General features: G+C 43.1%; 21 protein-coding genes and 1 tRNA gene. 13 read left to right on the top strand and 9 right to left on the bottom strand.

Annotated features, from left to right (window positions below):
- Positions 1 to 293: 293 nt before the first annotated feature.
- A complete protein-coding gene (locus G3569_RS11565) occupies positions 294 to 1,184 on the bottom strand; it encodes a hypothetical protein (protein ID WP_165269282.1) in 891 nt (296 codons plus the stop codon).
- 205 nt (positions 1,185 to 1,389) lie between these two features.
- Here G3569_RS11565 and G3569_RS11560 point away from each other — a divergent pair, with 205 nt between their 5' ends.
- The 10 genes from G3569_RS11560 to G3569_RS11515 all read left to right on the top strand — a co-directional run bounded on the left by G3569_RS11560 (position 1,390) and on the right by G3569_RS11515 (position 8,732).
- Positions 1,390 to 1,782, top strand: coding sequence for a hypothetical protein (locus G3569_RS11560; protein WP_165269280.1), 393 nt, complete (start codon positions 1,390 to 1,392; stop codon positions 1,780 to 1,782).
- An 18-nt stretch (positions 1,783 to 1,800) separates the two neighbouring features.
- On the top strand, positions 1,801 to 2,664 hold the full coding sequence (gene prmC, locus G3569_RS11555) for a peptide chain release factor N(5)-glutamine methyltransferase (RefSeq protein WP_165269278.1): 864 nt from the start codon (positions 1,801 to 1,803) through the stop codon (positions 2,662 to 2,664).
- A gap of 395 nt (positions 2,665 to 3,059) precedes the next feature.
- The gene (gene dnaA / locus G3569_RS11550; protein ID WP_165269276.1) at positions 3,060 to 4,511 is read left to right on the top strand and encodes a chromosomal replication initiator protein DnaA; all 1,452 of its coding nucleotides are present in this window, start codon (positions 3,060 to 3,062) and stop codon (positions 4,509 to 4,511) included.
- 2 nt (positions 4,512 to 4,513) lie between these two features.
- On the top strand, positions 4,514 to 4,876 hold the full coding sequence (gene folB, locus G3569_RS11545) for a dihydroneopterin aldolase (protein WP_165269274.1): 363 nt from the start codon (positions 4,514 to 4,516) through the stop codon (positions 4,874 to 4,876).
- On the top strand, positions 4,861 to 5,349 hold the full coding sequence (gene folK / locus G3569_RS11540) for a 2-amino-4-hydroxy-6-hydroxymethyldihydropteridine diphosphokinase (RefSeq protein WP_165269272.1): 489 nt from the start codon (positions 4,861 to 4,863) through the stop codon (positions 5,347 to 5,349). The genes folB and folK overlap by 16 nt, the downstream gene beginning before the upstream one ends.
- Before the next feature lie 3 nt (positions 5,350 to 5,352).
- Positions 5,353 to 5,997: a deoxynucleoside kinase gene (locus tag G3569_RS11535; RefSeq protein WP_165269270.1), complete on the top strand. Its 645-nt coding sequence runs from the start codon at positions 5,353 to 5,355 to the stop codon at positions 5,995 to 5,997.
- A gap of 36 nt (positions 5,998 to 6,033) precedes the next feature.
- Positions 6,034 to 6,312, top strand: a complete 279-nt coding sequence (locus G3569_RS11530; protein ID WP_205720169.1) for a hypothetical protein — start codon at positions 6,034 to 6,036, stop codon at positions 6,310 to 6,312.
- A gap of 88 nt (positions 6,313 to 6,400) precedes the next feature.
- A complete protein-coding gene (locus G3569_RS11525) occupies positions 6,401 to 6,946 on the top strand; it encodes a tetratricopeptide repeat protein (protein WP_165269266.1) in 546 nt (181 codons plus the stop codon).
- Between the two features lie 379 nt (positions 6,947 to 7,325).
- Positions 7,326 to 7,410, top strand: a tRNA-Leu gene (locus G3569_RS11520).
- A gap of 203 nt (positions 7,411 to 7,613) precedes the next feature.
- Positions 7,614 to 8,732: a Shedu immune nuclease family protein gene (locus tag G3569_RS11515; protein ID WP_165269264.1), complete on the top strand. Its 1,119-nt coding sequence runs from the start codon at positions 7,614 to 7,616 to the stop codon at positions 8,730 to 8,732.
- Between the two features lie 148 nt (positions 8,733 to 8,880).
- Here G3569_RS11515 and G3569_RS11510 read toward each other — a convergent pair whose 3' ends face one another.
- The 6 genes from G3569_RS11510 to G3569_RS18415 all read right to left on the bottom strand — a co-directional run bounded on the left by G3569_RS11510 (position 8,881) and on the right by G3569_RS18415 (position 12,612).
- Complete coding sequence (locus G3569_RS11510; protein WP_165269262.1) at positions 8,881 to 9,807, bottom strand: ComEC/Rec2 family competence protein; 927 nt, start codon at positions 9,805 to 9,807, stop codon at positions 8,881 to 8,883.
- 11 nt (positions 9,808 to 9,818) lie between these two features.
- Entirely contained in the window at positions 9,819 to 10,337 is a 519-nt protein-coding gene (locus tag G3569_RS11505) for a hypothetical protein (RefSeq protein WP_165269261.1), read from the bottom strand.
- Positions 10,334 to 11,020: a CUB domain-containing protein gene (locus G3569_RS11500; RefSeq protein WP_165269259.1), complete on the bottom strand. Its 687-nt coding sequence runs from the start codon at positions 11,018 to 11,020 to the stop codon at positions 10,334 to 10,336. The genes G3569_RS11505 and G3569_RS11500 overlap by 4 nt, the downstream gene beginning before the upstream one ends.
- Positions 11,021 to 11,183: 163 nt before the next feature.
- A complete protein-coding gene (locus G3569_RS11495) occupies positions 11,184 to 11,534 on the bottom strand; it encodes a nucleotidyl transferase AbiEii/AbiGii toxin family protein (protein WP_165269258.1) in 351 nt (116 codons plus the stop codon).
- Between the two features lie 57 nt (positions 11,535 to 11,591).
- On the bottom strand, positions 11,592 to 12,188 hold the full coding sequence (locus G3569_RS11490) for a DUF6088 family protein (protein ID WP_165269257.1): 597 nt from the start codon (positions 12,186 to 12,188) through the stop codon (positions 11,592 to 11,594).
- 253 nt (positions 12,189 to 12,441) lie between these two features.
- Positions 12,442 to 12,612 carry a hypothetical protein gene (locus G3569_RS18415; RefSeq protein ID WP_205720168.1) on the bottom strand — a complete coding sequence of 57 codons (171 nt, stop codon included), beginning with the start codon at positions 12,610 to 12,612 and terminating at the stop codon, positions 12,442 to 12,444.
- Positions 12,613 to 12,730: 118 nt separating this feature from the next.
- Here G3569_RS18415 and G3569_RS11485 point away from each other — a divergent pair, with 118 nt between their 5' ends.
- From G3569_RS11485 to G3569_RS11475, 3 genes are all read left to right on the top strand, one after another.
- A complete protein-coding gene (locus tag G3569_RS11485; RefSeq protein ID WP_205720167.1) occupies positions 12,731 to 13,333 on the top strand; it encodes a DUF3124 domain-containing protein in 603 nt (200 codons plus the stop codon).
- The gene (locus G3569_RS11480; RefSeq protein WP_165269253.1) at positions 13,333 to 15,339 is read left to right on the top strand and encodes a monovalent cation:proton antiporter family protein; all 2,007 of its coding nucleotides are present in this window, start codon (positions 13,333 to 13,335) and stop codon (positions 15,337 to 15,339) included. Before G3569_RS11485 ends, G3569_RS11480 begins: the two co-directional genes overlap by 1 nt.
- 238 nt (positions 15,340 to 15,577) lie before the next feature.
- Complete coding sequence (locus G3569_RS11475) at positions 15,578 to 17,812, top strand: amino acid permease (protein WP_165269251.1); 2,235 nt, start codon at positions 15,578 to 15,580, stop codon at positions 17,810 to 17,812.
- Between the two features lie 2 nt (positions 17,813 to 17,814).
- Here G3569_RS11475 and G3569_RS11470 read toward each other — a convergent pair whose 3' ends face one another.
- Together G3569_RS11470 and G3569_RS11465 are read right to left on the bottom strand one after the other, a co-directional pair.
- Positions 17,815 to 18,516, bottom strand: a complete 702-nt coding sequence (locus G3569_RS11470; protein WP_165269250.1) for a potassium channel family protein — start codon at positions 18,514 to 18,516, stop codon at positions 17,815 to 17,817.
- A 365-nt stretch (positions 18,517 to 18,881) separates the two neighbouring features.
- On the bottom strand, positions 18,882 to 20,735 hold the full coding sequence (locus tag G3569_RS11465; protein ID WP_165269248.1) for a TrkH family potassium uptake protein: 1,854 nt from the start codon (positions 20,733 to 20,735) through the stop codon (positions 18,882 to 18,884).
- Between the last annotated feature and the right edge of the window lie 69 nt (positions 20,736 to 20,804).

The following is a 20,804-nucleotide window of genomic DNA, read 5'->3' as shown; positions in this document are numbered from 1 at the left end:
TCTGTTTATTACTTGTAGAATTGTGGACTAAGGTACAAGGATTTTATCTATCGGTAAAGAGAAGATTGTGAGATGTGAGACTATGAGATTTGAGATTTGAGATAGTGAGATGTGAGGTGTGAGATGTGAGATTATGAGATATGAGATGTGAGATTATGAGATATGAGATTTGAGATTATGAGATATGGGATGGGGAGGGGATAGAGATAGGAGGCAATCCCTGAGGTGTGCTGATCACAGCGATTCTGCCTCCTTCATCCCGTATCCTGCATCTTGTACCGTATACTGTAGCACTACCACATGCCGCCGATCGTGACTTTAATTTGTGGGGTTCCAAAATACTTCTGGGCCGGATTAAAAGAATTACGATTGGCTCCTTCTACTTGGCACGGTACTGCCGTATTATTTTTCATACATGCTATTGGAAATCCAGGATCGGAGCCATCAGGCTCTGTATAACCATATGGCTTGTAAGGCTCCATTATTTGTAAGCCATCTTTGAGATAATAGAAAAAGTATCCGATTTCGACAGTCGTTTGGCCGCCAAATGAGCTTCCCAGGTCGGCCCCGATTTTAATTTCTCCATTGAACCCCCAGTGTGTGCTCCCGTTTTTCCATCCACTAAAAAAGTCATTGACCTGTTCAACCGGTCGTAAAACCGAACCACCGCCTCGCACTTTGATCAATCGAAAATCTCGAAACCCATTATTATTCTTATCCTGGAGGTACGGATAGGTAAAAACCATGGCCGGTCCTAACCCCGCACTAACAAACACACGGAAATTATCTTCAATTTTAGCCGGAAAAATACGGTGCTTAATTCCCATTAAAAAAGGGAAGCCGAAAGCCCTTTTATATTTATTAGGAATAACTTTATTGCCGGTAAAATAACTTTGAAAAGTTTGTTCACTATCGTCCCGAACCCCTGTTATCCCGGACCGAAAAGTAATAGCAGTAAATGGCCCTACATACTTTGCATAATGTACACCCAGGCCAAAGCCGAAGTTATTAACAAACAGATCAAGACCGTATTCATTACTTTTATCTTCAGAGAAAGGGGTCTTGGGTTCAAGTGCTTCTTTCACCTCTGGTTCTACAAGCTGTGCATGCGCATCATTAGCCAATGCCATACCCAAAAGCACTAGCAAGGCAATACTAAACTTCAATGTTCTAGAAATCATCATAATATAATTGTCACAATTCATATTCGCGTACACATAACAAATGTTACTAGTATAACAGTCATTAAGCACAAAAAATTATACATCTTTTAATGTATAGAAAAATAAGTCAGAAAAAAGCACTAAATAAACTTGACTATGGTTGAATAAAAACTTTTATTCAGGCTCTTTACAATCTAAGTAATTTACCAATAGAAGTTAACACATTATGGCAACTGTAAGCAAGTATCTTGTTTATGGTCCGGCAGATACTTTAAGACGCATGCCGAACCAACTATTTGAACAAATTGAACCGAAATACTTGTACGACTACAAATCGTCGGATACCGGTGACCAGGTTCACGTTGCAGTTTATGAAGAATATGAGAAACAGATAAACGCAAGTGTAACCCTTACCTGTATTATTGAATTCACCGGTAAACAGAGTCGTTTTGAACTCAAAAAAACCGGCGGACGTATGGGGTTTCGCGGAAGCTCTCTGGATGAAGAGAAGCGCACCATTGATGACGAAGTAGTTGACTTTATTCTTGATTTCGGTAAACGATTTGGTCTCACTGTTCAACAAGAAAAAGAACAGAGCCCACAAGAAGACGAGTCGTAAACCACGCAAACTGTTGCCATGAGCTCCAAGGTCGAGGAATGGACGGTCCTTTCCATGTTGGAATGGGCTACTGACTTTTTTAAAGAAAAAGACATTCCCGACCCCCGGCACAGTATCGAATGGCTGCTGGCTCACACCCTGGATATTAAACGGCTCGACTTATATCTAAAGTACGACCGTCCTCTCTCACCTAAAGAACTCAATACATTACGGCCGATGGTAAAACGTCGGGCCAAACATGAACCACTCCAATATATTATTGGGTTCACCGATTTCATGAACGCCAAGATCTCGGTAGATGAGAGTGTTCTGATTCCACGTATAGAAACCGAACAGCTCGTAGAGATTATCCTGGATAACCACAGCGATGACAACCCCCGGAATGTCTTGGATATGGGTACCGGATCGGGCTGCATTCCCATTGCGCTCAAAATGGAGCGACCCGAGTGGAGCGTTTCCGGAATTGAGATCTCTGACAAAGCACTCACCGTTGCCCGGGAGAACGCCACACAAAATGAGGTAACGGTTTCTTTTACAAAGGCCGATATTCTCGATCCCAAAAGCATACCCACCGAGCAGCCTTTCGAGATCATCGTTTCGAATCCACCCTACATCAGGCCCGATGAAGAAGAACTGCTGGAACCCCAGGTTAAAGAGTACGAACCACACAAGGCCCTCTTCTTTGATGACATGGAGCGCATGTACGGCAGCATCATCAATTTCGCCGCCGATCACCTTACCGATAAGGGGTCTCTATACCTTGAACTCCACGAGAGCTATGCAGACGAAATACTGGATCTTTTTGATACCAACATCTGGAAGGCCAGCATAGAAAAAGACTACGACAAAAAGCCTCGCTTTATTACTGCATTTCTCAAATAAAGCTCTTTTATAAAAAAATTCGTAGCCCATTTTTAGGTAATTTTACCCACCCGTCAGCAATCAACATTTGGATGTGGACAACTTGTTGAAAACTTTTTTTAGAGGTCACGCTATGTATTAATCAAAGGTAAAATCATTGTTAGCGTAGTATTACGTACTGTCAAGTACTATTTGATAGAAATGTGCATAAAATACTAAGTCGTTGCTGCGCATGGCTTTATAATGTTTAGAGCAATGTGGATAACTTTTGCAACCACCCCCAATATTTTTTTGACATCTGCCGCTGAAATTATCATCTTCATCTCACGCCAAATAAGGTCAGCACTTAAAACGTGTGGATAACTATAAGAGTCCAAGTGTAATAATTATTAATCTTTAGAGGAGGTTACGGGACGTTGAATAACATTTCTGCCGATACTGCGTGGGAGCAGTGCCTAGAAATTATTAGGGATAACATAAGCTACCAGAAGTATAAATCTTGGTTCGAACCCATTGATCCGGTAAAGCTTGAAAATGGCACACTCACAATAGAAGTACCCAGTCAATTTTGGTACGAGTGGCTAGAAGAGCATTATTATGGGATGTTACGTTCAACACTGGCAAAAGTGTTGGGCGAAGAGGGAAAACTTGAATACTCCGTTCTTCTGGAGAAATCCGAGGATGAGAGTAAAAACAAGTCGGTTCGGCTGCCACAGCAACCGATGCCGCCAGACAGTAATCAACAACAAGATGTAAAAGGATATTCTGAGTACAGTCCCGGGAAAATTGAAAATCCGTTTGTGATTCCCGGAATTCAAAAAACAAAAATTGATTCTAATCTCAATTCCAGCTATGTCTTCGACCGATATATTGAAGGAGACTGCAACCGCCTGGCACGCTCGGCGGCAATGGCTATTGCTGAGAACCCGGGAAGCAACTCATTCAACCCTTTCTTTATTTATGGGGGTACCGGCCTTGGCAAAACACACCTTATCCAAAGTATTGGGAACAGGGTTAAGAAAGAGCACGGAGATGATTTAGCCGTTCTTTATATATCGTCGGAAAGTTTTACGAACGAATTTGTACAGGCCATCCGAAATAACCGGGCCAGTGAATTTACGATGTTCTACCGCCAGATCGATGTGCTTATTGTTGATGACATCCAGTTCTTTAGCGGTAAAGAAAAAACACAGGAAGAGTTTTTCCATATTTTTAATGCCCTGCACCAAGACGGCAAACAGATTATCTTAAGCAGTGACCGTTCACCGCGCGAGATCCCTGACATTGAAGAACGACTGATCTCTCGCTTTAGCTGGGGATTAAGTGCCGATCTGCAGATTCCGGAATATGAAACACGATACGCCATCCTGGAACGTAAAGCCAACGACAACGGCATTGAGCTGCCGCACAATGTGCTCGAATTTATAGCCCACAACTTTAAATCTAACGTGCGCGACCTTGAGGGAGCCATTATTAAGTTACTCGCCTTCGCCTCGCTACAGCATGTGGATGAAATTGAGCCACAGATGGCCAAGCGCGTGCTTAAGGATATGATACAGGAATCGCACACCACGGTTTCTATTGAACAAATTCAAAATTACGTCTGCGAATATTTCGGCATCGAGACCAACAAAGTTCGCGAAAAAACACGGAAGCAAGAGATCGTGGAAGCGCGCCAGATTGCAATGTACCTGGCCAAACAGTTTACCGATTCCAGTTTGAAAACGATCGGACTTCACTTTGGGGGCCGTGATCACTCTACGGTGATACACGCCATCTCAACGGTAGAAGAGCGTATGCAGACCACAGCCAAGCATAAGCGTGTTGTGGATGAACTGCACCAAAAAATTGAAGTATCCACGATCTAACCATGGAAACGCTCACACTTAAAGCACTTAGCTACCGGGGGTTCCACGGCTACTACCAAGAAGAGCGCGATGAGGGCAACGATTTTGAAGTTGACCTCACTTTTAAAGCCCCGTTGCGCCGGGCAGGTGAATCCGATGAACTTGCCGATACCATCGATTATCAAAAGGCCGAAGAAATTGTCTCTTCCGTAATGCACGGGCCCTCGGTAAAGCTTATCGAGACCCTGGCCAAAAGTATTGGCGACAATCTCTTTGAAAGCCTGCCGCAGGTACACGAGCTTACCGTGGCCGTTCGAAAGCTGGCCCCTCCCCTCGACACCGAAACTGCTCATTCCGAAATTAGCATGACATGGCAACGGTCGTAGTCGCACTCGGCTCCAATGTGGGAGACCGGCAACAACATCTTTCCGACGCCAAAGCTTTTTTGAGCGATCTTTCCAAGACGCCCATCCAGCATTCCGCTATCTATATTACCGAACCGGTGGGCCCCTCCACGCGCGACTTTTATAACTCAATAGTGGTGCTCAGCAGCACAATGGAGCCGGAACCGCTCATCAAATCCTTTAAAAAGTTTGAGCAGGAACACGGCCGCAAAGCCGATCATCCGCGATGGAGCGCCCGAACCATCGATCTCGATATTATTTCGTACGACGACTTGGTGATTCAAACGGATAATCTTATCATTCCCCATCCGGAATACGGCAAACGGCTGTTTGTTTTAGAACCGCTGCAAGAGGTTATTCCCCAGTGGCAAGATCCCCAGACGGGTAGATCTATTACCAAACTTATTGCTGAGGCTGACCCCCTCCGAGTAAAAAAATCCGATTTACGTTGGTAAACTATGGAGAACCAATTTGAATTTATTGCAATAGAAGGCGTTATAGGCGTCGGCAAAACGTCGCTGGCTAAACTACTTACCAAGCGACGCGATGCACGGCTGGTGCTCGAGGAATTTGACGAGAATCCCTTTCTGCCCAAGTTCTATAACGACCGTGAGCGCTATGCTTTTCCCACCCAGATGTCGTTCCTGGCCAGCCGTTTTAAGCAGCAGCAACAGATGCTGAGCAAAGATCTGTTTCAGCAGCTCACTATTTCGGACTATATTTTTGAAAAGGACCGAATCTTTGCCCGGCTCAATCTCGATGACGATGAGTTAGCGCTCTACGATTCGATCTTTAATATCATGACCGGCATTTCGGCCAAGCCCGACCTGGTGATCTACCTGCAGTCTAATGTAGACCGGCTGATGGAAAATATTCGTCAGCGCGACCGAGACTATGAGCGCCATATCTCACGCTCTTACCTGCAGGAACTGAGTGATGCCTACAACCATTTTTTCCATCACTACAATAAATCACCCCTGATGATCATTAATACATCAGAGATCGATTTCGTTAGTAACGAAAAACACTTAGATTATATAGAAGAACAGATCTTTAACGAGCCCATTCGCGGCAACACACATATTCATATCATTCCCGATTAGCAGTACATGTTTTTACGCACTCTTTTATTTTTCGTGGTGATGTACTTTCTCGTGAAAGTCATCAGCCGCTTATTTCTATCTTCCGGCGACCCCAAAAAGCGTCGCGGACCTAACACCTTTGTGCGTATGATGCAGCAGATGGCCCGGCAGCAACAGAAAAAGCGCCAACAGCAGCAACAAGACCGCACAAGCAGCAGTTCGCAGACCAATACCGGCAACACCGGCAACGGACCCCAGCGCTTTGAGCAGATCGAAGAAGCCGAGTTCGAAGAGATTGTCGAAGAGGAAAAAACCGGCGACAAAACGTCTGATTAACGCCCAAACTTTGCTTATCTTTGGGGGCAGCAGCATATATTACCTAACATTTTATACACCAAAATTAACTCGAAAGTAGTTTTTACGCATGAATTTTGAAGAACAGCTCGAAGAAGGATTAGCCCTATTGCACGAAGGGGATTATGATCACGCGCTCGATATTTCGCACCAGCTCCAGAAGATGGAGCCCGAATCGGCTGACGGTTACCACCTGGAAGGCATGGTTTTTCAGAAGCTTAACCAGTGGGAAAAAAGTATTGACGCCCTGGACAAAGCCGTGGAGCTCGAAGACCAGAACAGCGGCTATCATAATCTTCGCGGATTTGCAAACCTCCAGCTCGAAAACCTGGACCTCGCTATTGAAGATTTCGAAAAAGCGATTGACCTGGACGACTCCCCTGCGGCACACCGCAACAAGGTGCTGCATATGATTATGACCGATAAGGGCAACAAAGCTATCGAATACCTGCTGAACCGCATTAAGCAGAATCCCAAGGATGTTGAAAACTGGATTCTGATGGGCGACCTGATGCAGCGTGCCGGACAAGGAGCCAAAGCGCGTACCTATTACGAGCAGGCCTCCAAGATGGATCCGGAGAACGAGTACGTGAAGAAGCAGCTCGAAGAGATGTAGGATATAGGCAAACGGTTTGTGCCCGGATCGGCTTTGGCCGTTCCGGCATAAACTTTTTGTAATTTCCTCTTTCAATTTCAGTGGAAAAACCACTATATTTGAAGCCGTTGAAATGGCGCTCACTTAGCAGAACTTCGGAGCGCTTTTTTGAATTATTGATTGTTATGCCCTGGTGGGCCTCCTGCGCTAAAGCTTCGGAGAGCTCAGCGGAATTGGTATCCCGACGGCTGTCGGGATTGAGGGGTCAGTTCTTGCTTCTGCAATGGGAACTGACCGGCCGGGGCTACATTTGACATATTGATTTTTTGACCTATGCCCTGGTGGTTCTCCTGCGCTGAAGCTTCGGAGAGCTTGGGGTAGTAGCTACTTTTAGTTTTATGCCCTGGTGGCGGAATTGGTAGACGCGCTGGCTTGAGGGGTCAGTTCCCATTTTGGGAGTGCTAGTTCGACTCTAGTCCAGGGCACTTAAAGCCTTGCTTTCTGACAGGTTCAGAAGGCAAGGCTTTTTTTGTTGGGGGAAATACTCAGGCCTATCTAATTGAGAGTTATATTTACTCCCATAGATCAAATAAAACTCTACACATTAAATCTATAAGAATAATTTCATCTCATCTATTTAATACCTACTATTTATTAATTAACTAATTTCTCCTTTTACCTACCCAATATGAGTAAATCGAATCAGGAACCTACTGAAGAAGAGATAATCAGGAGATCTAAAGAGAACCATCTTTACTCCCATGATTTCGGTGGAGGAAGATACTTTCAAGTAGTACACGAAGATAAAAATGGCTTTGAAGTAAGACTTGCTCCCAGAACAATGTTCAAGGTTGTCTATATCAAAAACAAAGGAGATATAGAAGGTCTAGAAATCATAAAACTTGTCAATAAGGACGAAAAAGAAAGAGTTAAACTTAATAAATTCAATTTTGCTCAACTCAAAGCTTTTCTTGCCTTTATAGATGAGATTGATCTTGGAGCAATAACCGAAAGACGATTAAAGCTAGATGAAGAAAATAAATTAGACGAAGGAACTAAAAAGAAAATTAAAACTTTGCTTGCCCAAGAAGGTGGTGAAGAAATTATAGAAAGTTTAATATCTGAAGGAATAGTCACATCTAAAGATATCGTAAATACAGGATACAGGAAGAGGCAAATAAATGAATTCAAAAGACTTCTAACTGAAAAAAACTATTGGAAACAATACTCAAATGACGAAGAGATTAATAGTCAAAAAGAAGAAAAAACATGGCAACACTTCTTTTCCAAAAATGAATGGATTTTTGGTTATGGATTAGATTATCGGTTTCAAGGAATTCTCCAAAAAGAATTTCATGCGTCAAGCACTGAAGCTGATGGTTCTAGTGCTGTTATTGGTGACTTCCTTATAGGGGATAAACGCTTTACAACATTTGTAGAAATAAAAAAGCCTAGTACTCCTTTGTTTGGGAACTCAAAAAATAGATCAAACGCCTGGGCTTTATCAAATGATTTAATAGACTCTGTATCCCAAATACTAGAACAGAAAGCTAGTGGACAAATTAGATTGGAACAAAAAGATTTACACGATGATAAGGGAGAACCAATTATTCAAAAAAGTTATGATTCAAAAGTAATACTGATAATTGGCAACTGGGATAAAGTCACATACGACAACCCTAAAGAAAAAATAATAAAAGGTAAAACTTTCGAACTTTATCGAAGAGACTCAAGAAATGTTGAAATAATTACCTACGATGAACTTTATAACAGAGCAAAATTTATAGCGAACCAATCTATTAAATAGGTTGATTCGTTTTTTAGCATTCGCATTCTTCTTCATGAATACTTCCAAACGCCCTATACCCAATAAGTTATTGCCTTGCAGTTATTTACATTTTTTTTAAAAGGGAAGAGTATAATAACAGGTACAACAAATCAACTGGTTCAATTTGTCAGATATCATAAACCAAGTCAGAACCTTCATTTGATTCTGGTACTTTATTGCTTATAAGACCTAGTTGGCTTGCACTTTCGTTAGATTCTCTTTGCCTTTCATCAGTTAAATCAACCTGATATCCTAAATCTTCAAGGTCAGAAATAACCTTACCAGAAGGATGACCATTTTTGTTCGGGCCCACAGAAATTGCTACCGGTGTATCATTTTTGAATTTTCTTTTTTTCCAAAACTCTCTATAATGATTCTTTAGTGATCCATGGTGAGGTATTTGTCCTAAATAGACCTCTTTATCAAAATGTTTCAACACCTTAATCCCAATTCTTCTTAAACTTTGTATTTCAACATCTGATGTTAGAAGAATTTGCCAATCATTAGATTCAATTGATGTTACTAATGAGAGCAAATTAGGATTGGGAGCACTCTTAAAATCTAAATCTTTATTAAAAAGAGTTTTATAAAATTCATCTTTTTCTTGCTGAGAAGGTGAGAGAATCCTTAAAAATATTTCATCATTTAAATTTAAATTTTGACTTAAATTATTAACTAGACCTCTCGTTTTTATAATTCCTTTATCCTCTAGACTCTTAGCCTTAAGAAGAATCTTTTGCAAACTTTTCTTTGCATCATAAGGCATTAAAACAGTTTCCAAATAATTTTTACTTACATCAGTTGTGAAGGCAAATAAATCAATAGTAATATCTTTACTATCACAATAATCTAAGAACTCATAAAGCCCAGAATAGTGGTCTTGATGAGGATGAGACATGAAAACAAATCTTATGTTGTTTTCTTCTGTAGCTTTAAGATAATTTAAAGAAGGATTTTCACCATGCAACTTTTTACAATCTATAAAACCTATTCCATCCTCCCACTCTATTATAATGCTATCTCCTGACCCAACATACTTAAATGTAACTCTCACAAACTATTTTTTTATAACTTACTTAGATCAATTTCTTGATTTTCTATTTCATCGATTTCTGAAAGCTCAGGGTGGCTTTCAAAATATTCTTTATTGACTAGCTTTTCACCATCATTAATAGTAAATGATACTTTACCGGGTTTAGTAAATTGACGTATAAGTATGTATTGCCCTTCTCTTAATTTTTCAAAGTTATTAAACAATTCCAGCCTGAAAATACGAGTTTCAAACCGCTTATTCTCTCTATCAATTAAGCAATCTAATACTACATTTGGATCATTTATTTCTATAACCCTGGCATCAAATGTTTTAACAGTATCCCAACTTTCATTAACTCCAGCAAAATGAGGAACACTCTCTTTTACTAAATCCTCTAATTTTCCAAAATCTTGGATAATAGTATCTATGTCAAACTGATCCTGTCCTATATCACCTGATTCTGGATTCAAGTCATATTCAGTTTCCCACAGATCCTCATTGGAATCAACAAAGTCACCTATTATTTCACCTATTGTTTTATCAACACTCATTCTTCTATAGAATTTATGATTCTTTTATTTGCCTCTAAAAACTTTCTTACTTCCAGGTAGTCAAAACTAGTGCTTGTGCTTCTAAGAGTGCTATTAATCAAACAACCCTCGGTGCAATCTATATTATTATGATCAAAAGCTGAACGCTCAAAAATAGATAAATTATGTCTTTCAATGTCTCTTGGGTAATCTAGTGGGCCGAATGTAGTACTGAAACTCAAATTAGAGTCAGTCAATTCCCCATCTATAACAATTGCACAATCATTTGTATTGCTTAAACTAGGTACTGATTCAGTAAAAAAAGTTTCTCTAAATGAATCTGCATCAGAATGTATATTAGGCAATAAATCCCAAGTGCGAAATACAGAAAATTCGATACCCTCAAAAGTATCTAATTCCCTAATATCTTCAATCAAATCATACATAAACCTCAATTTCCCTTCATATTTATCTAGATCTTTAGTTTTTCCAGATACAGCGACTGCAATGTGATTCCAATCAACTGATATTATATAATTTTCATCAGGGAACCTTAGTAAGACTCTCTCATTAGGTTTATTGACATTTTCAAACCCAATATTTTTTGCATAACTACTATAAGGAGAAACCAATTTTCTCACATGGGATGAGAAATCAGTAATTGTGTGATATTTTATTTGGAGTTCAGCTTTTAACTCGTGCATCTTAATTATGTATGATGAACATGATATGACATCATATATAAATTTATTGATCCTTACAAATTTCCTTCCATTTTCAAATCGGTGAATTTTGGGACTAAAAACAAGCCAGGGGCAGAGCCCCACCTTTGTCCCATAATCACATATCATGAACGCTAATTAAAATTCACTTTTTTGTTTTCCCAAACTTCAGTGAATTAATCCGCTCCATTAACTCCTGCATGCGTTCCAGTAACTCTTCAAAGTTCAGTGTATCCCCATAGATCATACTCTCTCGCATATTTCTATAATCTTTCTTCCATTGGTTCTTGGCTGTACCCGGCGGAATGAGACTGACCGTGCCGGGCCAATGGCTGTCATAATCGATGCCTTTAATTCCAATTAAATTTCGTCGGTGATTAATGATATCGCTATACAACTGCTCATCCTCCAGTGCCTGCTTCCCGTGTTCTTCATCCATCATTTTTTCGACATCATAGATATGCCTGCTCAACCGTTCAGCTCTTTTGAGCCGCAACCTGATCAAATATCTGTTTCTTTCGCTCCCTTGATAAATCAAACCACTTTTCCATATCTATTCTATTGCATTTAACATTATCTCTCGAATCCAGACCGGGGCCAGCTTAGCATCGTGCTCAACCGTAGTTGAATCCTCTTCGGCAAGAATTTCTGCAATTTTATGGTGCTGTTCCTCGCTCACGTTACCATTGCCAATTTCTTTGAGCGCTTGTATCACTAATCCGTTAATCTCTCCCTTTACCGCAAGGTTTTTAGGTACCGTCCGCTTAAATTTAATTTTCCTCTTCCCCACCTGAATGCTTCTAGGAGATCCGTCGGTTAAATAGACCGCATTCATAGGTACTTGCGAGGTAAGTCCTAACTTATTCAAAGCATAGGTGCCGGTTGGGATAATTTCTGCTTTATCTCTTTTCGCAATAGCCCGGGCAATTTCATCGATGGACGGATATAAAACACCAAGATCGGGGTCTTTCTTTGGACGCAGATAAATTCCCTGAGCTAAACGAATCAACTCCCCATCATCTTCTAACCGGGACAATGCTTTATGAATAGCATCTTCACTACCAATTTTTATAAAATGATCAGGGAAAAATATTTTTCCACGGTTATAGTTCTTTATCTTACTAAGTATCTGATTTTGAACGGATTCCATAAAATAAAACCTCTTATTTTGTCAGAAATTTAGTAAATATTTCTGACAAAATGAACACCTAAATATCTTTTTAAGAAGACTTTGCAATTTGTTGTCTTCGCGAATAAAATACGGCGATCCCCTTTTGCAGCTTCTAACAGGAGATTGCTTCGCTGCACTCGCAATGACGGGCTGAAAACTGGAGGTTTTGCAAAGATCTCTTAAAAATATCCGAGCCTCCCTGCCCCTCCCTTATATTAATTTTTACACAAACCTAATTTCTCAGTAGTATTAATCCTGTGAGAACAAGCACCAATTTCAAAGAGCGCTTTGCAAAACCTTTGATTTCGTCATTCTGAGCTTGTCGAAGAATCTCCAGTATCCATCTGCTGTCGTTGAAAGGGAGATCCTTCATTACATTCAGAATGACTGCCTGGTTTTGCAAAGGTCCCTTCAAAATTAGTTTCCGTCAACCTTAGTATTCCTCACTGCCCCCAAAACTCTCCGCTATCTCTTCGAGAAAAGGGTGCAACATTGTTGCTTATAATTTAATTATATTTATAATGCATGGTTTTGATGAATACTATAATTGGATGACAATGAAATTCTTTTACTCCACTATATTGATATTGGCTATCATCAGTTGCACCGAACGGCAGGAATCCAATCCGGTTGAACAGTCGGCGCCACCGGATACTACTGTGGTTGACTCTGTTTTGATTAAACAGTCAGATTCATTCACTCGTGATGCCACCAGTATTGGCCAAATGGTTTATGTACCGGTTTATTCTCATATCTACCAACAGGATCGAAAAAGAACGTTTAATTTAACAACCACCCTGAGTATACGTAATGCTGATCCCTATCGCCCTTTAACACTCACAAAAGTTTTGTACTATGATTCCCAGGGAAAACTCGTTCAGCGATATATCGATTCAGAAATCGAAATAAGTCCATTGGCTTCAACAGCTTACGTAATTGAAGAGCGCGATCTGCGGGGTGGTGTAGGGGCAAACTTTCTGGTTAGCTGGAAATCAAAAGAACCAGTAATACCGCCTGTGATTGAAGCCGTCAATATCAGCACTTCAAGTAACCAAGGGATCTCTTTCTTAAGCGTGGGACGCGTTTTACAGGAACGCTCATCAACTGAAGCAAGTGGTAACTAATGGTATTTGCTGTTACGCTTCCTTTCTTGACAGAACTCGTCGCTCTATTTACGGTAAGCGTGGGTATTGCCTACGTATGTTACCGGCTTAAGATTGTGCCTATCGTCGGCTTTTTAATTGCAGGTGTTATTATTGGCCCCAATGCCCTGGGACTAGTCCAAAACCAGGAACTGGTAGATATGCTGGCTGAGATTGGTATCATCCTTCTTCTTTTTACCATTGGTATCGAGTTTAGCCTGGAGAAGCTTTCACGTATCAAAAAGGCCATATTCCTGGGAGGCGGATTACAGGTCGGGATTACTGTTGGCATAGTTACTTTCATTTTATGGTACTGGGGCATTAGCTGGAATTCTGCGATCTATACCGGCTGTCTTGTAGCCCTAAGCAGTACTGCTATTATATTGGGTTTACTTAGCGATGAGGACAAGACCGACACGCCTTCCGGACAACTATCGCTGGCTGTACTTATCTTCCAAGACCTTGTCATTATTGTGATGGTATTGCTCGTACCCATGCTGGCCGGCCAGTCAGAATCAATAACCAATATTGGATGGATACTGCTCAAAGCAGGAGTATTAATAACGGTCGTCCTATTATTAGCCGAACGTATTGTCCCCTGGATTTTAGAGCAGGTAGCTAAAACCCGGAGACAAGAACTCTTCCTGCTAACGGTAGTTGCCATCTGCTTTGGTACTGCAGCCCTTACAAATTTAGCAGGTGTGAGCCTTGCGCTGGGAGCTTTTTTGGCGGGCTTGGTTGTAAGTGAGAGTCATTTTAGTGAACAGGCCATCAGCGAAATATTGCCGCTGCGCACGATATTTAATGCGGTTTTCTTTGTATCAGTAGGCATGTTGCTTGATCTGAACTTTGTCATTGCAAACCCGTTGATCATTCTCGGAACTGCTGTAAGTGTGGTAATCATTAAATTTTTAATTACTACAGCCAGCTTAATGACTTTAAAATATCCGATCCGGATTATTGCCGCTTCCGGGCTTACACTGGCCCAAATCGGGGAGTTTTCATTTGTACTTGAAAGAGCCGGTCGTACAGCCGGAATTACTCCTGCGGGACTGGGAGAAGACGGCGTACAAACATTTATTGCAGTGGCGGTCCTGTTGATGATTGCTACTCCCTTTATGCTTCACAAGAGCAGCTGGATGGGAGAACTGCTCAGCAAGACATTTCTGAGACATCTGGCCCGGGCCTCAAAACAAGCTTCGGTTGAAAAGCCAAAGACAATTCTAGAGGATCACGTTATTATAGTAGGATACGGCCCGGCGGGCCGCCATTTAGTTCAGGTCTTACACGATACCGGTATCCCCTATATTGTTATTGAAATGAACCCGGACTCGGTGGAAGAGATGCACAAAAACGATATTCCGGCCATATTTGGAGATGCAAGCCGGCAGCATATTCTTAATTTGGCAGCCGTTAAAAGGGCTAAGCTCTGTGTAATTGCTACCAATGATCCGGCTTCGAGCCCCCGTATCATCCAGCAGGCTCGCCACTTGAATCCCACTCTGCAGATAATGGTTCGCACGCGGTATTTGAGTGAAATTGAACGATTTGAAAAGCTGGGAGCCGATATTGTTGTACCCGAAGAGATGGAAACCACAGTGCGACTTTTTTCCCATGTCCTGGGTGCTTACAGAGTTCCGCAGCAGGAAATACAGGAGCATGTACAAGCGCTTCGTGCCGATGATTACGAAATTGTTCGGGGAAGTATTCAGGAAGCCCATTTGATGGTACTGCAGGGGCTTGACGAGGAAGGTCTTCATACCCGCGCAGTGGCCGTGCGAGAGCATTCTCCTGCTGCCGGGAAAACACTTCGGGAATTAAAACTTCGCAATGAATATGGCCTAACTGTTTTGGCAATTAAACGAGGAGAGCAAACTATCGGCAATCCCTCTGCGGATTTTCGTTTACAGCCTGATGATCGTTTGATTTTAGTTGGCAACGCTGATCAGTTTGTAAATTGTGGTGAACTTTTTCGGTTATCAAACTAATAACTATTTGCATCGACCAACCTTCCAAATATCTACGTGAGATAGGGTATAATCGGCTTTCAGGACTATGCCATGGAGAAAAACTTGCCATCAGACTGCTATAAACAACAGTTAAACCTCTACCTTTTTGGCTAAAGGGAATCAGCCATAAATAGGATGTCAGAATTCTATTGTGAAATAAATAGAATTTTGTACCTTTTCGGTCGTTATCTTTTTTCAATATCAGTGGGTATATCATATGACAGAATCAACGGCTGACCAAGAGTTAGCACGGGATCTTGGCTTTCTGGAAGCGTACACTATTGGGGTAGGAACTATGATCGGGGCCGGAATCTTTGTGCTGCCCGGTATCGTAGCCAATAATGCGGGTCCGGCGGGGATGATCTCGTTTATCATTGGCGGGGTTGTATCATTACTTACTGCTCTCTCCCTTTCTGAGCTGGCAACCGGCATGCCCAAGGCCGGCGGCAGCTATTATTATGTGAACCGGGCTATGGGCAGCTTCTTTGGTTCTATTGTGGGATGGAGCATGTGGGCGGGACTCATGTTCGCCACGGCCTTTTATATGCTTGGCTTCGGGCAATATCTGACGTTCTTCTATGGCAATATTGCCGTTGGTTGGTCGGCCCTGGGGATGGCTGCTCTTCTTATTGGCGTCAACTACCGGGGTGTAAAAGAAGCGGGAGCGCTGCAAAACCTGATTGTCATTCTTCTTATCGGTTTTATACTGGTATTCCTTTCTTTCGGGGTTTTCAACATCGACTGGGGCGTATTTAAACCCTTTAATCCCAATGGATGGGGGGCAGTAGCATCCACGGCGGCCACGGTATATGTCTCCTTTATAGGATTTGAAGTGATAGCCACCAGCGCCGAAGAGATCAAAAATCCCGGCCGCAACCTGCCGCTCTCTATGATCGCCTCGGTACTTACCCCTATGATATTCTATGTGTTGGTGATGCTGGTCTCTACCGGGGTACTGCCGGTGGCTGAGCTGGCCGGATCCAATATTCCGGTGGCCGATGTAGCCAGCGAGTACTTGGGTACTATTGGAGCCTTGATGATGGTCGTCGGGGCCCTGCTTGCTACCGTATCCAGTGCCAACGCCTCCATTCTTTCGGCGGCCCGTGTAAACTTTGCGATGGGGCGCGATAAAATCCTTACCGGCTGGCTCAACAAAATTCACGACAAATTTCGCACTCCCTTTCGGGCGATCCTTATTACGGGAGCGGTTATCCTGCTGCTTATCGCGATTGGCGTCGGTATCGAAACGCTGGCCGATGTCGCCAGTTTCTTGTACCTGATCACCTATGCATTAGTTCATATAGCTGTTATTGTGATGCGTCGGGCGGAGCCTGAGGATTATAATCCCGATTTTAAGCTCTCCTCCTGGGCCTATCCTACGATCCCGCTTCTTGGCTCTGCATCATGTTTGGTTATTGTAGCGCAGATGCGTCCGCTGGTACTCCTCATCGGGGGTATTATTATCGCAGTAGGTGTACTTTGGTACTTCGGATATGCAGCTAGCCGTGCCATCAAACCCAGCCTCGTGGGAGATGCTATTGCCGCCCGTGATCGTACGCCCGCGCCCAATGAGCGATATCGCATTGTTATTCCCGTGGCCAACCCAAAGACCGAGCAACATCTTATCAATATTGGAGGCATGATTGGCGGCAATTACGGCGAAGCGGAAATTGTAGCTGTAAGCGTTCTGCAGGTTCCTCAGCAGACCTCTCTTCAGCAGAGTATAGAGTATGAAGACGAACGTATTCAGCGCCAACAAGAGCTGCTAAACGGTGCTCGACAAACAGCCGAGCAAGCTGGCTTAGGGCTTCGTACCCGGGCTATTGTGGGCCACAGCATCAGTTCTACCGTATTGAACGTGCTTAAAGAAGAGCAAGCCCAACATCTTATATTAGGATGGAGCGGTAAACGCAAACGATATGAACATATCCTGGGCTCCAATATCGACCATATTGTGGATGAAGCCACCTGTGAAATAACGCTTGTAAAAGCCGGGCAACAACCGGTGAAAAATATTGTTGTATTAGTTGGAACCGGTCCAAACACGATACTGGCCGTCAAACGAGGTTACGACCTGGCCTCCAGTGCCGACGATACTTCTCTTACCCTGTTGATGGTCCAAACACCGGGTACCGATGGCCACACCGATCCCCAATCGAAGGGAGAGGGATATATTCATTCAGTAGCCCATGAGGCCGGGATTAGCTCCGATCAGTACAATACAGAAGTCATTGTATCCGACAACGTACGTGAAACACTGCTGGAAGCCGTAGAAGACTATGACACGGTCTGTATCGGGGCAACGCGCAGCACAGCCATCCGGCAGGCGCTATTCGGCTCTATTCCCGAAGAGATTGGCGAACACACCGATGGAAACTTAATTATAACAAGGAGCAGAGAATATAAACCCCGCTCTGTAACGGAGGGTATTATTGAACGGTTATCGAGGTAGCGTTAATTGGTTTCAAGCAGCTTGTCGACATCTTCTTTGCGTCCCACCAGTAAAAACTGGTCTCCCTCTTTAACCTCCGTTGAACCTCGCAGGATACCGATAGGTTTATAATGTTTCTCGGGACCGATCTCCCCTTCCAGTTCTACCGGTCGTTTAATGGTGATTAAGTTGAGCTCATAGCGCTTACGTATTTCGAGTTCTGCCAGCGTGTATCCCACCATTGCTTCCGGGGCTTCTATCTCAAACATCGCCAGTCCTTCCCCAATATCAAACACATCGGACATCCCCCTGCGCACCAGTGACACTCCCATGCGCTCTGCGACCTGTCGCTCGGGGTGGATGACATCGGTAATGCCGATCTGTTTCAAAATCTGTTCCTGAATATAGGTGCCGGCCCGGCCATATACCTCAGTGACACCCGAATTAATCAGATGCATGGCTATAAGAGCCACCGGCTCAAAGGCTTCCCCGATGGCTATAATTGCCACATCCACGTTGGTAATACCGTGGTTTTCCAGCAGGTCCGGATCGGTGGCATCAAAACAGATGGCATCAGAGACATATTCTTTGACCTGGTTGATATGCTCCATATTATTATCAATAGCGATTACATACGCTCCTTCCTCGGAAAGCTTTTTAGCCAGGGCACTGCCAAAAGCTCCAATACCGATAATTGCAAAATGCAGGTCACTTCGTCGTTTCATAATTTCAAAAATAGGTGATTAACATTAAGAGACGAAAATTAAATCGCCGGAATTCATTTATAACAACTTCGCTATATGAAAAACTAATTTATCAACATCTGCCAAAAAGTTCAGTGCGGTTCTAACAGCATATTAAGAACTATCTCCTCCCCTTCAAGAGGCTGTAAAAAAAGTGACACAAAATTACAACCAATCTAAATCTTTTAAGGCGAACCGTTAACATTCTGCCAATACCCGTTTTCTGTCCCCCTTCGAAGGGGGTTAGGGGGATGACAACCAGGTTATTTAAACCCATAGTATTCTATTCAGGATATTTTTAAAACTATATTTTCATCCATTGCGTGATTTTTCAACAATTCATCCTGTTATGACACCATAATATCTTCTTCGGGATACTTGTATTTATTGGTATCTACTTTGGTGGCAAAGGCCGCCATAAATGTGAGAATCCCCACACGGCCCAAAAACATAGAAACCACAATAATAAATTTTCCCCACGATGTTAGATCCCCGGTAATACCCCGGGACAAACCCACCGTGGCAAAGGCCGACACTTCTTCAAAAAACAGATCCACAAAGCCATGATCTTCTACCAGCGATAATAAAATGGTACTAACGCCAATACAAGAAGCGGCTAATAAAATGACGGTCATAGCCCGAAAGATAACATGATTGGGTACCGTTCGCTTAAACAGTTCCATCTTGTTGTATCCGCGTACGGTCATCACAATGGAGCGCATCACCACTGCAAAGGTTGTGGTCTTGATCCCCCCCGCGGTAGAAGCCGGCGAACCCCCGATGAACATCAGAATCAGCATCACCAGGGTAGCAGATATGCCGATAGCCCCGGTATCAATGGTGTTAAATCCGGCAGTACGCGTGGTTATACTCTGAAAGAGGGACGCCATAATCTTATTCCCCCAGCTGTAGCCGGCCAGCGTTTGGTTCCATTCCATAACAAGGATAAACAATGTTCCCACCGCAATAAGTACCGCCGTAGTCACAAGCACCGTCCGGGTATGTATCGATAACCGCCGTCGCCAGCGCGAGCGGTCCGTTCGGGTTCTGATCATCTCCCAGATAACGGTGAAGCCCAATCCTCCCAAAACGATAAGTATCATCGTAGTAATATTGATCCCCAGGTTGGTGGCATTCGCCGGATCCGCCAGGCTGTTGGTAAACAGCGAAAAGCCTGCGTTACAAAAAGCCGATATCGCATGGAATATGGAGAACAAGATCCGTTGCCCATGGCTCGGGAAGGAGACCTCCCAGCTCAGGTAGTAGCCTACGGCACCTATGGCCTCGACCAAAAATGTGAATCCCACCACTCGTTTTAGCGTGGCCGTCACCAGGCTCGCATTGCTTTCCCCGACCATTCCTTTAAGAGTGTTCATCTGTCCGACGCCCAGGCCTCCGCTGATAAATAAAAACAGAAAGGTAGCAAAAGTGACAATTCCTATACCGCCAAGCTGGATTAAGGTAAGAATCACCAGCTCCCCAAAAAGCGTAAAATGAGTGGCCGTATCAACCACAATAAGGCCCGTCACACAAACCGCGCTGGTGGAGGTAAAGAGGGCGTCAATAAATTCAAGTCCGAGTCCGTCTTGAGTGGCACCAGGCAACATAAGTAGAAAGGTACCACCGGCAATGAGCGATAAGAAACTATAGATTAAAAACCGTCCGGTATTCTTTTGTTGCCCCAGCAGTTCGGGCAGGTACTGCAGGAACTTTACCGCCACCACAAAAAGAAGATAACCTTTTAGAAACTTCAGGAATAGCTCTTCGGGATGGGCGGCGCCCTTAAAGAGGTAATCAATAATACCAATTGTGGAGACCCCAATATCAACGAGTAGAAACACTGAAAACAGTGAAACGACAGCCTCAAACCATCGTTTCCTGAGGTAGGTCTTTCGATCGCTGGTCAAAATTAAGCGAATAAAGAAGCTGGCAACAAAGCCAAACAAGATCCATCCTTCTATCTGACGATTCAGATATACCAGCTCGGGGGTCAGTTCAAAGCCAATAGGAATAAGAATGCTGGCTATCACCAGCAGGCTCAGCAGCACGCTCAAGGCTCGCAGATACGGATGTGCGACCTTGTCAATTTCGTAAATATCATCTTGCAGGTAGTGGAAACTTAGATTGGCTTTTTTTCTAAAGTTTCGCCATCGCCGAAGCCACTTAATCCACTTTTGCTTCCAGTTGTGAGGAGATTTCATAGCCCCGAATCTATTAATTTATTAGCTGACTACAAACATCGGTTTTTTATTGCAACTGCTCAATATCAA

The sequence above is a fragment of the Fodinibius halophilus genome, assembly GCF_011059105.1.
GTDB classification, from domain to species: Bacteria; Bacteroidota; Rhodothermia; order Balneolales; family Balneolaceae; genus Fodinibius; species Fodinibius halophilus.
This window is presented reverse-complemented; position numbering and strand designations above follow the sequence as displayed.